17 protein-coding genes and 1 other annotated feature are annotated in these 13,313 nt (G+C 39.8%); all 17 genes read left to right on the forward strand.

The features are described 5' to 3' along the window. Position 1 precedes the first annotated feature (1 nt). Entirely contained in the window at positions 2 to 685 is a 684-nt protein-coding gene (minC, locus tag BN988_RS00880; protein WP_036572280.1) for a septum site-determining protein MinC, read from the forward strand. After that, positions 678 to 1,475 (forward strand): septum site-determining protein MinD, encoded by a 798-nt coding sequence (gene minD / locus BN988_RS00885; RefSeq protein ID WP_036572282.1) that lies wholly within the window; start codon positions 678 to 680, stop codon positions 1,473 to 1,475. The genes minC and minD overlap by 8 nt, the downstream gene beginning before the upstream one ends. 115 nt (positions 1,476 to 1,590) lie before the next feature. After that, positions 1,591 to 2,361, forward strand: a complete 771-nt coding sequence (locus tag BN988_RS00890) for a M23 family metallopeptidase (RefSeq protein ID WP_036572284.1) — start codon at positions 1,591 to 1,593, stop codon at positions 2,359 to 2,361. Between the two features lie 4 nt (positions 2,362 to 2,365). Further along, positions 2,366 to 3,211: a site-2 protease family protein gene (locus BN988_RS00895; protein ID WP_231495180.1), complete on the forward strand. Its 846-nt coding sequence runs from the start codon at positions 2,366 to 2,368 to the stop codon at positions 3,209 to 3,211. Positions 3,212 to 3,290: 79 nt separating this feature from the next. Next, positions 3,291 to 3,366, forward strand: a sequence feature (ribosomal protein L21 leader region). Positions 3,367 to 3,383: 17 nt separating this feature from the next. Further along, entirely contained in the window at positions 3,384 to 3,692 is a 309-nt protein-coding gene (gene rplU / locus BN988_RS00900; RefSeq protein ID WP_036572291.1) for a 50S ribosomal protein L21, read from the forward strand. A gap of 12 nt (positions 3,693 to 3,704) precedes the next feature. Further along, on the forward strand, positions 3,705 to 4,031 hold the full coding sequence (locus BN988_RS00905) for a ribosomal-processing cysteine protease Prp (protein WP_036572292.1): 327 nt from the start codon (positions 3,705 to 3,707) through the stop codon (positions 4,029 to 4,031). 14 nt (positions 4,032 to 4,045) lie between these two features. Beyond that, positions 4,046 to 4,336: a 50S ribosomal protein L27 gene (gene rpmA, locus BN988_RS00910; protein WP_036572294.1), complete on the forward strand. Its 291-nt coding sequence runs from the start codon at positions 4,046 to 4,048 to the stop codon at positions 4,334 to 4,336. A gap of 403 nt (positions 4,337 to 4,739) precedes the next feature. Then, positions 4,740 to 5,279, forward strand: coding sequence for a Spo0B domain-containing protein (locus tag BN988_RS00915; RefSeq protein ID WP_036572295.1), 540 nt, complete (start codon positions 4,740 to 4,742; stop codon positions 5,277 to 5,279). Between the two features lie 12 nt (positions 5,280 to 5,291). Then, positions 5,292 to 6,572 (forward strand): GTPase ObgE, encoded by a 1,281-nt coding sequence (obgE, locus tag BN988_RS00920; RefSeq protein WP_036572297.1) that lies wholly within the window; start codon positions 5,292 to 5,294, stop codon positions 6,570 to 6,572. Between the two features lie 32 nt (positions 6,573 to 6,604). Next, positions 6,605 to 7,462 carry a prephenate dehydratase gene (pheA, locus tag BN988_RS00925; RefSeq protein WP_390620589.1) on the forward strand — a complete coding sequence of 286 codons (858 nt, stop codon included), beginning with the start codon at positions 6,605 to 6,607 and terminating at the stop codon, positions 7,460 to 7,462. A gap of 182 nt (positions 7,463 to 7,644) precedes the next feature. Continuing rightward, a complete protein-coding gene (gene safA / locus BN988_RS19265; RefSeq protein ID WP_051557597.1) occupies positions 7,645 to 8,598 on the forward strand; it encodes a SafA/ExsA family spore coat assembly protein in 954 nt (317 codons plus the stop codon). A gap of 239 nt (positions 8,599 to 8,837) precedes the next feature. Continuing rightward, positions 8,838 to 9,581 (forward strand): NAD(+) synthase, encoded by a 744-nt coding sequence (nadE, locus tag BN988_RS00935; RefSeq protein ID WP_036572301.1) that lies wholly within the window; start codon positions 8,838 to 8,840, stop codon positions 9,579 to 9,581. 72 nt (positions 9,582 to 9,653) lie between these two features. After that, positions 9,654 to 10,166 (forward strand): YhcN/YlaJ family sporulation lipoprotein, encoded by a 513-nt coding sequence (locus BN988_RS00940; RefSeq protein ID WP_051557598.1) that lies wholly within the window; start codon positions 9,654 to 9,656, stop codon positions 10,164 to 10,166. A gap of 240 nt (positions 10,167 to 10,406) precedes the next feature. Beyond that, complete coding sequence (locus BN988_RS00945; RefSeq protein WP_036572303.1) at positions 10,407 to 11,138, forward strand: YebC/PmpR family DNA-binding transcriptional regulator; 732 nt, start codon at positions 10,407 to 10,409, stop codon at positions 11,136 to 11,138. 344 nt (positions 11,139 to 11,482) lie between these two features. Next, positions 11,483 to 12,088 (forward strand): Holliday junction branch migration protein RuvA, encoded by a 606-nt coding sequence (gene ruvA, locus BN988_RS00950; protein ID WP_036572306.1) that lies wholly within the window; start codon positions 11,483 to 11,485, stop codon positions 12,086 to 12,088. A gap of 15 nt (positions 12,089 to 12,103) precedes the next feature. After that, positions 12,104 to 13,105, forward strand: coding sequence for a Holliday junction branch migration DNA helicase RuvB (gene ruvB, locus BN988_RS00955; protein ID WP_036572308.1), 1,002 nt, complete (start codon positions 12,104 to 12,106; stop codon positions 13,103 to 13,105). After that, a complete protein-coding gene (locus BN988_RS00960; protein ID WP_036572310.1) occupies positions 13,102 to 13,299 on the forward strand; it encodes a DUF2905 domain-containing protein in 198 nt (65 codons plus the stop codon). The genes ruvB and BN988_RS00960 overlap by 4 nt, the downstream gene beginning before the upstream one ends. Positions 13,300 to 13,313 lie beyond the last annotated feature (14 nt).

Below are 13,313 nucleotides of genomic sequence, written 5' to 3' on the forward strand. Positions count from 1 at the left end.
CGTGCTTGATAAAAAACAGTTTATAACCATAAAGGGTACAAAGGAAGGACTCACTTTATTTGTTGATGATTCCTGTACTTTTGAGCATGCTTTAAATGAATTGCGTGAAAAAATACATGCAAGTCGCCCGAAGCATGATGAACCGGTTGTATCCGTTAAAGTGAAGCTAGGTAATAGATATGTACAGGAAGAACAGAAAGAAATATTAAGAAAAATTATTGCCGAGGATGAAAGGTTTACGATTGACTCGATTGTCTCCGATGTGGTCCGAAGAGACGAAGCTTTGCAATGGCAAGAGGCGAGTGAGGTTAAAACGGTTAATCGTATTATACGTTCAGGACAGGTGCTGGAAGTTACAGGCGACCTACTTTTGATAGGAGATGTAAACCCTGGAGGAAAAGTTGTTTCGACAGGTAATATCTACATAATGGGAAGACTGAATGGAATTGCTCATGCAGGCATTAATGGTGACAAGCAGGCTTTTATTACAGCCTCCTATATGAAGCCAAGTCAGCTTAGAATTGCAGAATATATCAGTCGTGCTCCAGATTATGAATCTGATGGTGTGTATATGGAATGTGGTCTCATTGATGAAGAACAAGATAAAATCGTAATAGACCGACTACAAGTTCTTTCACATAAAAGCGAAATAAGCGGATTCGGAAGGAGAATGCAAAATGGGTGAAGCAATTGTTATTACATCGGGAAAGGGTGGAGTAGGGAAAACCACTACGACAGCCAATATAGGTACAGGTTTAGCACTTATGGATAAAAAAGTATGCTTGATAGATACTGATATTGGTTTGCGAAACTTGGATGTTGTGATGGGGCTTGAGAATCGAATTATTTACGATATTGTTGATGTAATAGAAGAGCGCTGCAAACTTAAACAAGCCTTGATTAAAGACAAGCGTTTTGATTACTTATCCCTCTTACCAGCAGCTCAAACAAGTGATAAGTCGGCTGTTACAGAAGAAGGTATGAGAAAGATTGTTGGAGAATTAAAGCAGGAGTATGACTATGTAATTATTGACTGTCCTGCAGGCATTGAGCAAGGATTTAAAAATGCTATAGCGGGTGCTGATAAAGCAATTGTTGTTACTACTCCTGAAAAATCAAGTGTAAGAGATGCTGATCGAATTGTAGGGCTTTTAGAACAGGAAAGTATTGACCCGCCACTCCTCGTTATTAACCGTATTCGTAACCATATGATGAAAAATGGCGATATGATTGAGATTGATGATATTGTGCAAATTTTATCCATCGATTTAATCGGGATTGTGGTGGATGATGATGATGTTATAAAGGCATCTAATAGTGGGGAGCCCGTAGCTCTCCAGCCAAATTCAAAAGCTTCTATTGCCTATCGTAATATTGCGAGAAGAATTCTTGGTGAAACAGTTCCCCTCCAATCTCTTGAAGATGAAAAAGGTGTTTTTCAGAAAGTGAAAAAGTTTTTAGGTATACGTGCATAATAGTAAACTAGTAACCTGAGAATACGAGGAATAACTCGTGTTCTCAGGTTTTTAACATATCTCCCAAAAGTCGCTCATAAACTTGTACAAAAGTATGAGAAGGATTGTGAGGATAATGGATAATGGAGTTAAAAAGGTTAGGCAATCTATTAATCAAAGAAAGAAAGCTCGCGGGATAACAGGGAAAGAAGCTGGCAAAAGACAGGTAACACCTGTCTTTCCACAAGATGAAGAAAAGCATGGTTATATGCCCATATACGATGGTCAGGGAGCTACAGGGGGCAAAAAGAACAGTATAATGGGTGGTTTTCTGTTAAAAGGAATTTTATCTACCATGCTGTTTTTTGGTGTGGCCTTAGTATGGGAAATTAATGCTCCGGTATTGCAATCCCCAAAGGAGTGGACGAGCGGTGTACTCACAGAGGAGTTTCCGTTTGCTAAAGTTAACCACTGGTATCAGGAATCATTTGGCACACCATTGGCTGTGCCCCCAAATGGTGACAAAGCTGAAAGCGTTACAGAGGAAGTACTTGCTTTGCCTGTATCGGGGAGTGTAACAGAGTCTTTTCAAGCTAATGGAACTGGGATTATGATAGCACCTGAAGATACCTCTGCTGTGTCAGCTTTGCATGATGGCGTTGTAGTGTTTGCTGGGAATGATAGCTCCACTAATAAAACCATTAAGATTCAGCATGCTGATGGAAGTGTATCAACGTATGGGGAACTTAGTGACTTGAATGTTCATCTTTATCAATTTGTAAAGAGCAGTCAGCCGATTGGGCATTTTACGCCTCAGCCAGATAGTACCACCGTATATTTTGCCATTGAAAAAGATAAGGATTACATTGATCCTGTGCAGGTAATTAAAGTTGACGATAGGGAGTAATTACTTGCCAAAAATCCATTTCCACCCCATCTTACTTGCTTTTTTCTTCATATCCTTTTTGACGGGTACTTTCGTAGAAATGGCAGTAATACTACTTATTGTGTTAATTCATGAACTTGGGCATTTTACGATGGCGAAATGGTTTGATTGGAGAATAGGCACCATAATGCTTTGGGTGTTTGGTGGGGTAATGAAAACAGACGAGCATGGGACCAGGCCCATTGCCGAAGAAGCTCTCGTCACAATTGCTGGACCACTACAGCATGTATGGATCTATGCAGGCATATTTACTCTATCGCATAGCGGTTTGTTGCCAACTTCTTTAATCGAAATGATGTTATACTATAATACAGCTATCCTATTATTCAACTTACTACCTTTATGGCCACTTGATGGAGGAAAGCTATTGTTTTTGTTGCTTGCCTTAGTACTTCCATACAAACGTGCCTATCATATCGTTATACTCTTTTCTATGGTGTTAGCGGTGGCTTTTCTTCTTGTACAACTGATTCTTCCTTCTTTCACGTTAAGCACATTTCTTATCGCGCTCTTCTTATTTATGGAAAACCAGTCAGAATGGAAACAACGTCATTACGTGTTTATGCGATTTTTACTAAAACGTTATGAAAAAAAGACCAAGATAATGAAAAATAAGCCACTGTATGTATCATCAGAGAGCTCTTTGATGAGCGTGTTTTCTGGCTTTAGCCAAGAAAAAAGGCATACCATCTATGTGACAGATAAATATGGTAGGCATACTGTATTAGAGGAGCAGGAATGTTTGCAAGCCTATTTCAAGCATAAAAAATATCATCAAAATGTTGGGGAGATTATAGAGAAAGGTGCTTGAAACATAGAGAATTTGTCGTACGACACCTTGACAAACCTAGTTAATACATGGTAACATCAATACGTTATTCATCGTAGCACCAGTGCTACAACCGCACAGAACAGGTTTGGATAAACTCTTGAGAGAGTACCTGAATGGCGAGTCTGAGTTAATTAAGGAGGTGCAAGTTATTATGTACGCAATTATCGAAACAGGTGGAAAGCAAGTTAAAGTTGTGGAAGGCCAAGAAATTTACGTAGAAAAAGTCGCAGCAGATGCAAATGACGCTGTAACATTTGAAAAAGTTCTATTCGTAGGTGGAGACGATGTGAAAGTAGGCGCACCATATGTTGAAGGTGCAACTGTCACTGCTAAAGTTGAAAAGCATGGTCGTCAGAAAAAGGTTACAGTTTTCAAGTTCAAGCCTAAAAAGAACTATCATCGTAAACAAGGTCATCGTCAGCCTTATACAAAATTAGTTATTGATAAAATCAATGCATAAAGGTATTTCTCTATGATTCAGGTTACAATTTATCGTAATGACAATCGAATAACCGCATTTAAACTTTCTGGACATGCAGATAGTGGACCTTATGGCTATGATCTTGTTTGTGCAGGAGTATCAGCAGTATCGATTGGTACAGTAAATGCTGTTATGACACTGTGCGATGCTGATTTACAGATTGAGCAAGGTGAGGATGGCGGATATCTTTATGTCCAGATTCCCACCAATGCAGTGGATAATATCGAACAGGTACAACTCCTGTTTGAAGGCATGCTGGTATCATTACAATCTATTGAGAGTGAATATGGAGAATTCATTAAGATTCGTACTTTATAAGGAGGTGCAGTGGTATGCTACGTCTTGATTTGCAGTTTTTCTCACAGAAAAAAGGTGCTGGTAGTACTAAGAACGGTCGTGATTCAGAATCCAAACGTCTTGGTGCTAAACGTGCTGATGGCCAATTCGTAACTGGTGGTTCTATTCTTTACCGTCAACGCGGTACGAAGATCTATCCAGGTGAAAACGTTGGTCGTGGTGGAGATGACACACTTTTTGCAAAAGCTGACGGCGTTGTTAAGTTTGAACGCTTTGGCCGTGACCGCAAAAAAGTTAGTGTTTATCCAGTGGCACAGGAAGCATAACATTTTGCATGTACGTAAAAAACTCCAACTTTCTTAAGGTTGGAGTTTTTTTAGTATATGAAACAATATACCCTTGTCCGAAGAAAAGAATAAAGCTATATTCGGTACAGAAGAGTATCTTATGTTATGCTAGTTTAAAATGGTAGGCCCTAAGCCTGTCCATGCAATTAAGGTGCCCCAGCCTTTCTAAAAAGTAATCTGCACAGATGTCTAGCTCTGAGTGTCAAGCTAGGTGACTTCGCAAATCGACTTTTAGCTAGGATGATTTGTCGACTGATTGGAACCAGCGTCTTAGTCGTCTCCCTAATACGGCCACTCCACGCTTTTCTAATTACATATACTTCTCTGGTTAGGAAGATTACTGGTTTTTCTGCTATACTTTGATATGTAATGGAGGGAAGACATGAACGAGAAGGATGTTATCTTATTACTGCAGCATTATCGTCATGATTTAATGAACCATTTACAAATTATTCATGGCTACTTAAGTATGAATAAAACAGACAGAGTGGAGAGTAAAGTCCAAGAAAGTCTGGAATATTACAATGAAGAAAGAAAACTCATGCATTTACAAGGCACGTTATTAACATTGTGGGTCATCCAATTTAATGGCTATTATGAAGATTTTCGTCTGACCTACCAAATACATACCGAAAATAAAAAAATATCCCAATCAGATGAGCAATTGGTTAGACAATGTAATCGTGTTATATCACTTATTAGTCACTTACACGAAAAAATGGAGCTATTTGAGGCGAAGCTCCTTCTCGAAGATACAGATAAACAAGAAGTTTTACGTGTCAAATTGTCCATTAATGGGAATTTTAAAGACAAAGAAGAAGTAATGAAAGAGCTTAATGGCTTGAAATTGGAATATCAAATGAGTATAGAAAATACCAATGACGGAATCATGTGTACGTTTGCAATTCCGTGTGAAATATGAGGTGAGTCAACAATGTTTGTAGATCAGGTTAGTGTGTATGTGAAGGCTGGAGATGGCGGAAATGGACTTGTCGCCTACCGTCGCGAAAAATATGTTCCGAAAGGCGGTCCTGCTGGCGGAGACGGTGGAAATGGCGGCGATGTTGTTTTTGAGGTTGATGAAGGGTTAAATACCTTAATGGACTTTCGTTATAATCGTCACTTTAAAGGCAAGCGTGGCGAAAATGGGATGAGCAAAACACAGCATGGTAAAAATGCTGCACCATTAGTAGTTCCCGTTCCCCCAGGCACTACGGTTATTGATGAAGAAACCGATGAAGTTATTGCTGATTTAACAGCACATAAGCAAAGGGCTATCATTGTCCATGGTGGACGTGGCGGAAGAGGAAATACAAGGTTTGCTACACCCAGAAATCCTGCACCAGATATGGCAGAAAATGGTGAACCAGGGCAGGAACGAAACATCAAAGTCGAACTTAAGTTAATTGCCGATGTTGGATTGGTCGGTTTTCCAAGTGTAGGTAAGTCGACGTTTCTTTCTGTTGTAAGTGCCGCTAAACCGAAAATTGCTGATTATCATTTCACAACGCTTGCTCCCAATCTGGGTGTCATCGACACAAGTGATCAGCGTAGTTTTGTTATGGCTGACTTACCAGGTTTAATTGAAGGGGCCCATGAGGGAGTGGGACTTGGCCATCAGTTTTTACGCCATGTAGAGAGAACAAGGTTGATTGTTCATGTAATTGATATGGCCGGAACAGAAGGTCGGGATCCTTACGATGATTTTGTAAAAATAAACCAGGAACTAATAGAGTATGATATGAAACTTACAGAACGCCCACAAATTATAGCAGCAAATAAAATGGATATGCCTGGTGCTTCAGATAACTTAGAAATGTTTAAAGAACAGCTTGGTGAAGATATTCCCGTTTACGAAATATCTGCTTTAACTAAAGAAGGCTTACGTGATATTCTATTTGCAATTGCCGACCAACTGGATGCTATTCCTAAGGTTGCTCCTAAGATGGACGAAGTTGAAGAAAAAGTTATCTATCGCCATACAAAAGAGGATGCACCATTTGAAATTACGCGTGACGATGATGGCGCGTATGTCCTTTCAGGCGTTAAAATTGAGAAATTGTTCAAAATGACGGACTTTGCAAGAGATGAAGCAGTCCAGCGTTTCTCTAGACAAATAAGAGGAATGGGCGTAGATAAAGCCCTTCGTGAACGAGGTGCGAAGGACGGCGATACGATTCGACTGCTTGATTTTGAATTCGAATTTATCGAGTAATAGATGCAGTTTTAAGGGAAATAGGGGGAGAAATTTTGTCAGCAACTATTGGTTATTTGGGACCTAAGGGGACCTTTACAAAACTAGCTGTAGATGCAGCATTTAATGGGGAACATAAAGAAAGCTATGCAACCATTCCAGAATGTATTGACGCAGTAGAACATGATGAGATAGATATCGCTGTTGTGCCACTTGAAAATGCAATCGAAGGGACGGTCCAGCTAACAGTAGATTATTTGGTACACCAAGTAAGACTACCAATTGTGGCTGAAATTGTAGTGCCTATACAGCAGCATTTGTTGGTACAACCGACCTTTCAGGGTGGCCTTGGGGATATTACGGAAGTGCATTCTCATAGTCATGCAATCGCCCAATGTCATCAATATCTTCACCAGTCGCTACCTGAGGCTAAGATTCAATACACCACTTCAACAGGGAAAGCTGCAGAGATTGTAAGTAAGAGCGATTTGCCGATTGCTGCAATTGGAAACAAATTAGCAGCAGAGGTGTATGGTCTCAAACTGTTAGAGGAAAACATCCATGACTATTCAAATAACCATACTCGTTTTGTGGTACTTTGCAAGGAGGAAAAAAAGCTAAAAATTAAACATCCTGTTAGCATAGAGAAAACCAGTATGCTCATTTCCTTACCTAGTGACCAAGCTGGTGCTTTGCATCAAGTCCTGTCTGCGTTCGCTTGGAGAAAAATGAGTTTGTCTAAAATAGAATCTAGGCCAATGAAAACTGGCTTAGGAAATTATTTCTTTATCATTGATGTCGATCAGCCCTATGATGATGTATTGTTTCCAGGAGTAAGAGGGGAATTAGAAGCTTTGGGTTGTAATGTAACGATAATGGGGACATATCCCGTTTATAAGTTAACTATTTAAGTGCATCATCTTATGCCGCCTATTTTTTTGAGATAGGCGGTTTTTCTGTTGTTAAAAAGTCATTCGTAAAAAAGTCTGGTGGTGACTTTTTCTAAAAATATCTTTCAACTTTTTCTGTATGCTTGCATATGTTGATATAGAGTAATTAGCCCAGTTCTATATCGAAAGGAGTTCGGTTCGTTTTGAAAATACACATTGTGCAAAAAGGAGACACACTCTGGGAATTATCCAAGAAATATGGGGTAAATTTTGAAGAGTTAAAGCAAATGAATAGCCAATTGTCGAGCCCTGATATGATTATGCCTGGAATGAAGATTAAAATTCCGAGCAGTTCTAAAGCTGTAAAACAGGAACACATGCCAAAAAAGGAAACGGTAAAGCAACCATACAAGGATACCTCCCCTAAACCGATGCCAGTAATAAAGGAAGATGAAAAAGAAATGCCAAAACCACAGATGCCTCAAATGCCGCAGATGCCAAACCAGCCCATTATGCAAATGCCAATTCTAGAACAGGAATTTCAAAATTATACGACGATTAACTTCCCAGAAACACACCATCATGTGCAGCCGAAGAAAGAGATGAAAAAGGAAAAGCCGAAAGAGAAGCCAAAGGTTGAAGCTAAAACCTATCCGAAGCCATCCCCACAACCACAACCGCAGTACCACATGCAGCCACAACAGGCACCAACACATACGGTCCCAATGTGCTGTCACATCGTACATCCATGTTATCCACCTGTTCCATTTCCGGTAATGGCCCAAGTTTCTGACTGGCCAATGGGACCAATGCATGCTATGGACTCACATCACGGTATGGCTCCTGCGCATATGCAGCAAGGTAAGGACGATTGCGGATGTTCTGGACCAAAAATGCACGGTAACCCTCATCACATGATGTTCGATCCTATGCAACAACAAATGTTCATGGGGCAGCAGCCATTTCAAAATCAGGGGCAACAGCCATTCCAGAATCAAGGACAACAGCAATTTCAACAACAAGGGCAGCAGCCGTTTCAACCGCAAATGTTTCCACAACAATTTGATGGTATGTCGAATTTTGCTCCGACGCCCCCAGCATATCCTGATTTTAGTAATCGAGAGGAAGATAAGAAGGATTCAACTAAAAGTGAATAGCATAAACATAGAGACGAGAAAAGATATCGTCTCTTTTTTTTGGGAAGAACTCTACATATAGGTTCCAACGTTACTACTATCTTTTATGTTTGTATTTTTAAGAGACGGGAATAAAAGCTTGTAGGTAATAATATGTACAAGAAAGTGTAGATGAAACGCTTTAAACGTCGTTATTTTTTTAAAAAAAGTGAAATAGTGATAAAATGTTTAATATTGAACATTTAAAAGGAGAGATAGCAGTGGAAAAACAAGTAGACCTTATTGTACAGTGGTTACGCGACCAAGTTAAGCAAGCTGGAGTAAATGGCCTCGTGGTAGGGATTAGTGGTGGATTAGATTCTGCCGTCGTTTCGCATTTAATTCAACGTGCCTTCCCAGACAATTCCTTAGGTGTTTTGCTTCCAATTTATACAAGTGATTCGAATTTGGATGATGCCAAGCAGGTAGTGGAAAGCAGTGGAATTAAATCTATGACAGTTGATCTTACAGAGACACATAAAATTATGTACTCTGAAATCAAAGACAGTTTAAATGAAAGCAACACATTCATTGAAGAAAATGATAAATTAGCTGGTGCTAATCTGCGCGCACGCCTTCGTATGAGCACGTTATATGCACTGGCAACGAATTATAACTACATGGTAGTTGGCACAGATAATGCAGCAGAATGGTATACAGGTTACTTTACAAAGTACGGTGACGGTGGTGCTGATATTCTTCCACTCGTTGAATTTACAAAGCAGGAAGTTCGCGACTTGGCAAGTTACCTTGGGGTTCCTAGTCATATAGTTAAGAAAAAGCCAAGTGCTGATCTATGGGAAGGACAAACGGATGAAGATGAGATGGGAACAAGCTATGATACAATTGATGCCTATCTAAAAGGAGAGCAAATCCCTGAACACGATAAAGAAATTATTGAATCCTTGCATAAAAAGTCTGCCCACAAGCGTGAGGCACTTCCGCAATTTAAGCGCGAGCAATAATGTGTAATTCCCTAAAATTGACTGTGTAAAAAAACCTTCCTTATCCAAACTATGGATAAGGGAGGTTTTTTTATGAAAAGAAAATTAGTGTTTGGGCTAGCATTGTTGATACTTACTGGATGCAATTCTGGTACCGAGGAGCAAGGGCAGTCAGATGATAACCAGCAAAAAACAGAGTATATAAATTATGAAACTGAACAAGAACATAAAGAAAGAGAACATGGGAAAGAGCTATCTATAGGTGAGCGAGGGGGCTACCCGCAAAGTAAACAAGAAGGTGCCAATGATGCTGATTTTGAAAACGGTTACTCAGATGCTTATACGAACGAAGAGGCGTTATGGCTATCCGAGGAATTGGAGAATCGCAAAGATATTGTAACAGCACAGGTTGCTTCAACGGAAGATCAAATTTTAGTAGGGCTCATACAAAGGGAGTATGCTACAGAAGATGTACCAAAGCGTGTGAAAGAGGAAATTCAAAAATTGCTTCCAGATACAAAAAAGGAGATTATTGTCTTTACAGATAATGCTTATTGGGAATATATGAAGAATCGAGATGCAAAACCAAATGGAAATACGCCTTAATAAATGACGTTATCTAGCCATTAGTTTTATATCCCTCTTAAAGTGACTGAAAGTCCTCCAATTCCAGAAGGGAAAAGATATCTAACTTTGAAGTGGGATAAACTGTCAGTAAAGGGCCTGCCCGGTAAAGGAACATCTGGAGGAAGAGGTAGTGAACGCCCCCTAAATGAAGTTTCGCTTTATGAAATTCCTTTTTTTTGGTATAGTTAAAAAGGAAATTTCTAGAGAGGAGAATGTCCGATGGCTGGTCATTCTAAATGGAAGAATATACAAAGAAGAAAAAATGCACAAGATGCAAAAAAAGGTAAAGTTTTTATGCGCCATGCGAAGGATATATATACTGCTGCCAAACAGGGAGGCGGGGACATCGCAACAAATGCGTCTCTACGTCTGGTAGTAGATAAGGCGAAAGCGGATAATATGCCTAATGATAATATTGATCGTGCTATAAAAAAGGCAACTGGTACACTTGATGGTGCTAGCTTTGAGGAACTAACGTATGAAGGGTATGGCCCCGGTGGTGTTGCAGTTATCGTTAATGTTTTAACAGATAATAAAAATCGTACAGCTGCAGAAGTTCGCCATGCATTTAAGAAAAATGATGGCAACCTTGGAGAAAATGGAAGTGTTTCTTTCATGTTTGACCGTAAAGGGTATATCATAATTGCGAATGAAAATGGAGAAATTGATGAAGATGAACTTACCTTAGAAGCTCTTGAGGCAGGAGCAGAGGACATTACAACAGAAGAAGAAGCCTATGAAATCTTTACTGAACCCGAAAACTTCCAAGATGTCGTGACACACCTAACAGAAAATGGGTATGAAATAGCTGATTCTGAAGTAACCCTCTTTCCACAAACATACAGTGCTCTGAATGAAACCGAGGAGAGCAAAATGTTAACTCTTATTGAGACGTTAGAAGAAAACGAAGATGTACAGGACATTCACCATAATTTAGAAGAATCAAATTAATTCATTAACAAGGAAGTTTCTATTCCCGTTCGAGGATAGGAGCTTCTTTTCTTGTCGGCTTGGAAATTATAAAATTTACAGCTAGTGGATAATCCTTGACAGGGATAGCCACGTCCAGCTCCAGCGCCCAGCGACTAGCGCAACTTCCCTCACCTTCGTACGATAATTCAACATCGGCTTCCTTCGGTTGCCGTGTTTCCCTTATCTCCTACGGCTCAGTCCAGTTCGTACGTCGCTAAACGGGCGCTTGCGCTTTTGTTCGGTAAATATGCGTAATAACTGTAAGTTTCGCTGATTGTAAAGTTATGATAAAATAGTGAAAGGATTGTAAAGGAGACGGATGAATGATTGCATATATTAAAGGAATGCTTACATATATTTTAGATGATTCCATCATCATGGACGTTCAAGGTATTGGCTACGAACTATTTTGTGCCAATCCTTTTGTGTTTCAGTCGTCGTTACATAAAGAGATTAAGATTCATACATATCACCACGTAAGGGAAGACGCGCAAATTTTATTTGGATTTAAAAATGAAGAAGAGAAATTTTTGTTTACCAAACTAATTTCAGTTTCCGGGATAGGTCCAAAAGGAGCATTGGCAATACTCGGAGGAGTGGATGTAGCAGGCATTGCAGCAGCGATTGAACGGGAAGATGACAAATTCTTAACCAGTTTTCCAGGGGTTGGGAAAAAGACAGCAAGGCAAATTATTTTAGATCTAAAAGGTAAGCTTACAAACGTCCTTACCATCACCGAAGTGGAAACAGATATGGCTAATGCAAAGCATGCAGATGCAGAAGGTCTTCAGGAGGCTGCAGAAGCTTTAAAGGCGCTTGGATATACGGATAGGGAAATAAAAGGTATTATGCCAGAGTTAAAAGCAACGGATAGTAAAAACGCGGATGAGCTTATTAGAAAAGCATTATCTTTATTAATGAAAAAGTAGGAGAGGGGGAGAATAATGGAAGAACGTATGGTTACAGGAGAATTTCAAGAAGAAGATTCAGTTGAGCTAAGTCTTCGGCCTTCTGCTTTAAATCAGTACATTGGACAGCAGAAGGTTAAAGAAAATCTTAGTATTTTTATTAAGGCAGCTAGAATGAGAGAAGAACCATTGGACCACGTTCTGTTGTATGGCCCTCCAGGATTAGGGAAAACCACATTAGCAGCAATTATTGCAAATGAAATGGGAGTGCAATTTCGTTCCACCTCTGGACCCGCCATAGAACGAGCTGGAGATCTTGCAGCTATATTGTCTTCTTTAGAACCTGGTGACGTGCTGTTTATTGATGAGATTCACCGCCTTCCGCGTTCTGTAGAGGAAGTATTATATCCTGCAATGGAGGATTTTTTCCTCGATATTGTTATAGGCACAGGACCGAGTGCAAGGTCGGTTAGGATCGACTTACCCCCATTTACATTGGTAGGTGCTACTACAAGGGCAGGACTATTATCTGCACCTCTTCGCGATCGATTTGGCGTACTTAGCCGCTTGGAGTTTTATGAAGCGAAAGATTTATGCTCTATCATTGAGCGAACAGCCGAAATTTTTCAAACCAGTATTACAAAGGAAGCTGCAACGGAAGTGGCCAGACGTTCTAGAGGCACCCCGAGGATTGCAAATCGTTTGCTAAAAAGAATTCGAGATATCTCGCAAGTGAAGGGCGAGGTAGAGATAAGCGCAGATACGACAGCTGATGCTTTAACGATGTTACAGGTAGATGATGAAGGACTTGACCACATCGACCATAAGCTATTAAAAGGAATGATAGAAAACTTCCAGGGTGGACCTGTTGGTTTGGATACAATAGCTGCTACAATTGGCGAGGAATCTCAAACAATTGAAGATGTTTACGAACCATATTTATTACAAATCGGTTTTATCCAAAGAACACCAAGAGGGAGAATTGTCACACCAAAAGCTTACCTACATTTTGGAATGAAAGTGCCTGGCTCAGAATGAGTATAGGTAAATTGCTTATTGTCGCAGGGATTATTATGGTCCTTATTGGAATTATCTGGACGTTTATTGGGAAATTACCTGGTGATTTTTCTTTCAAGAAGGGAAATGTCACACTGCATTTTCCAATTATGACTTCAATTATTGTAAGTATTATACTTTCCTTGGTATTCTTTATCTTAGGAAAGTTTCGTTAAGTAAGGAGATGCAA

Source organism: Oceanobacillus picturae (genome assembly GCF_000612865.1).
Lineage (GTDB): Bacteria > Bacillota > Bacilli > Bacillales > Amphibacillaceae > Oceanobacillus_B > Oceanobacillus_B jordanicus.

What these genes read in the sequence shown, in the direction of transcription:
- BN988_RS00960 (WP_036572310.1), top strand. Translation starts at nt 13,102, where the DNA reads ATGAGTATAGGTAAATTGCTTATTGTCGCAGGGATTATTATGGTCCTT.
- BN988_RS00945 (WP_036572303.1), top strand. Translation starts at nt 10,407, where the DNA reads ATGGCTGGTCATTCTAAATGGAAGAATATACAAAGAAGAAAAAATGCA.
- ruvB (WP_036572308.1), top strand. Translation starts at nt 12,104, where the DNA reads ATGGAAGAACGTATGGTTACAGGAGAATTTCAAGAAGAAGATTCAGTT.
- BN988_RS00905 (WP_036572292.1), top strand. Translation starts at nt 3,705, where the DNA reads ATGATTCAGGTTACAATTTATCGTAATGACAATCGAATAACCGCATTT.
- rplU (WP_036572291.1), top strand. Translation starts at nt 3,384, where the DNA reads ATGTACGCAATTATCGAAACAGGTGGAAAGCAAGTTAAAGTTGTGGAA.
- BN988_RS00940 (WP_051557598.1), top strand. Translation starts at nt 9,654, where the DNA reads ATGAAAAGAAAATTAGTGTTTGGGCTAGCATTGTTGATACTTACTGGA.
- minD (WP_036572282.1), top strand. Translation starts at nt 678, where the DNA reads ATGGGTGAAGCAATTGTTATTACATCGGGAAAGGGTGGAGTAGGGAAA.
- BN988_RS00890 (WP_036572284.1), top strand. Translation starts at nt 1,591, where the DNA reads ATGGATAATGGAGTTAAAAAGGTTAGGCAATCTATTAATCAAAGAAAG.
- rpmA (WP_036572294.1), top strand. Translation starts at nt 4,046, where the DNA reads ATGCTACGTCTTGATTTGCAGTTTTTCTCACAGAAAAAAGGTGCTGGT.
- BN988_RS00915 (WP_036572295.1), top strand. Translation starts at nt 4,740, where the DNA reads ATGAACGAGAAGGATGTTATCTTATTACTGCAGCATTATCGTCATGAT.
- ruvA (WP_036572306.1), top strand. Translation starts at nt 11,483, where the DNA reads ATGATTGCATATATTAAAGGAATGCTTACATATATTTTAGATGATTCC.
- obgE (WP_036572297.1), top strand. Translation starts at nt 5,292, where the DNA reads ATGTTTGTAGATCAGGTTAGTGTGTATGTGAAGGCTGGAGATGGCGGA.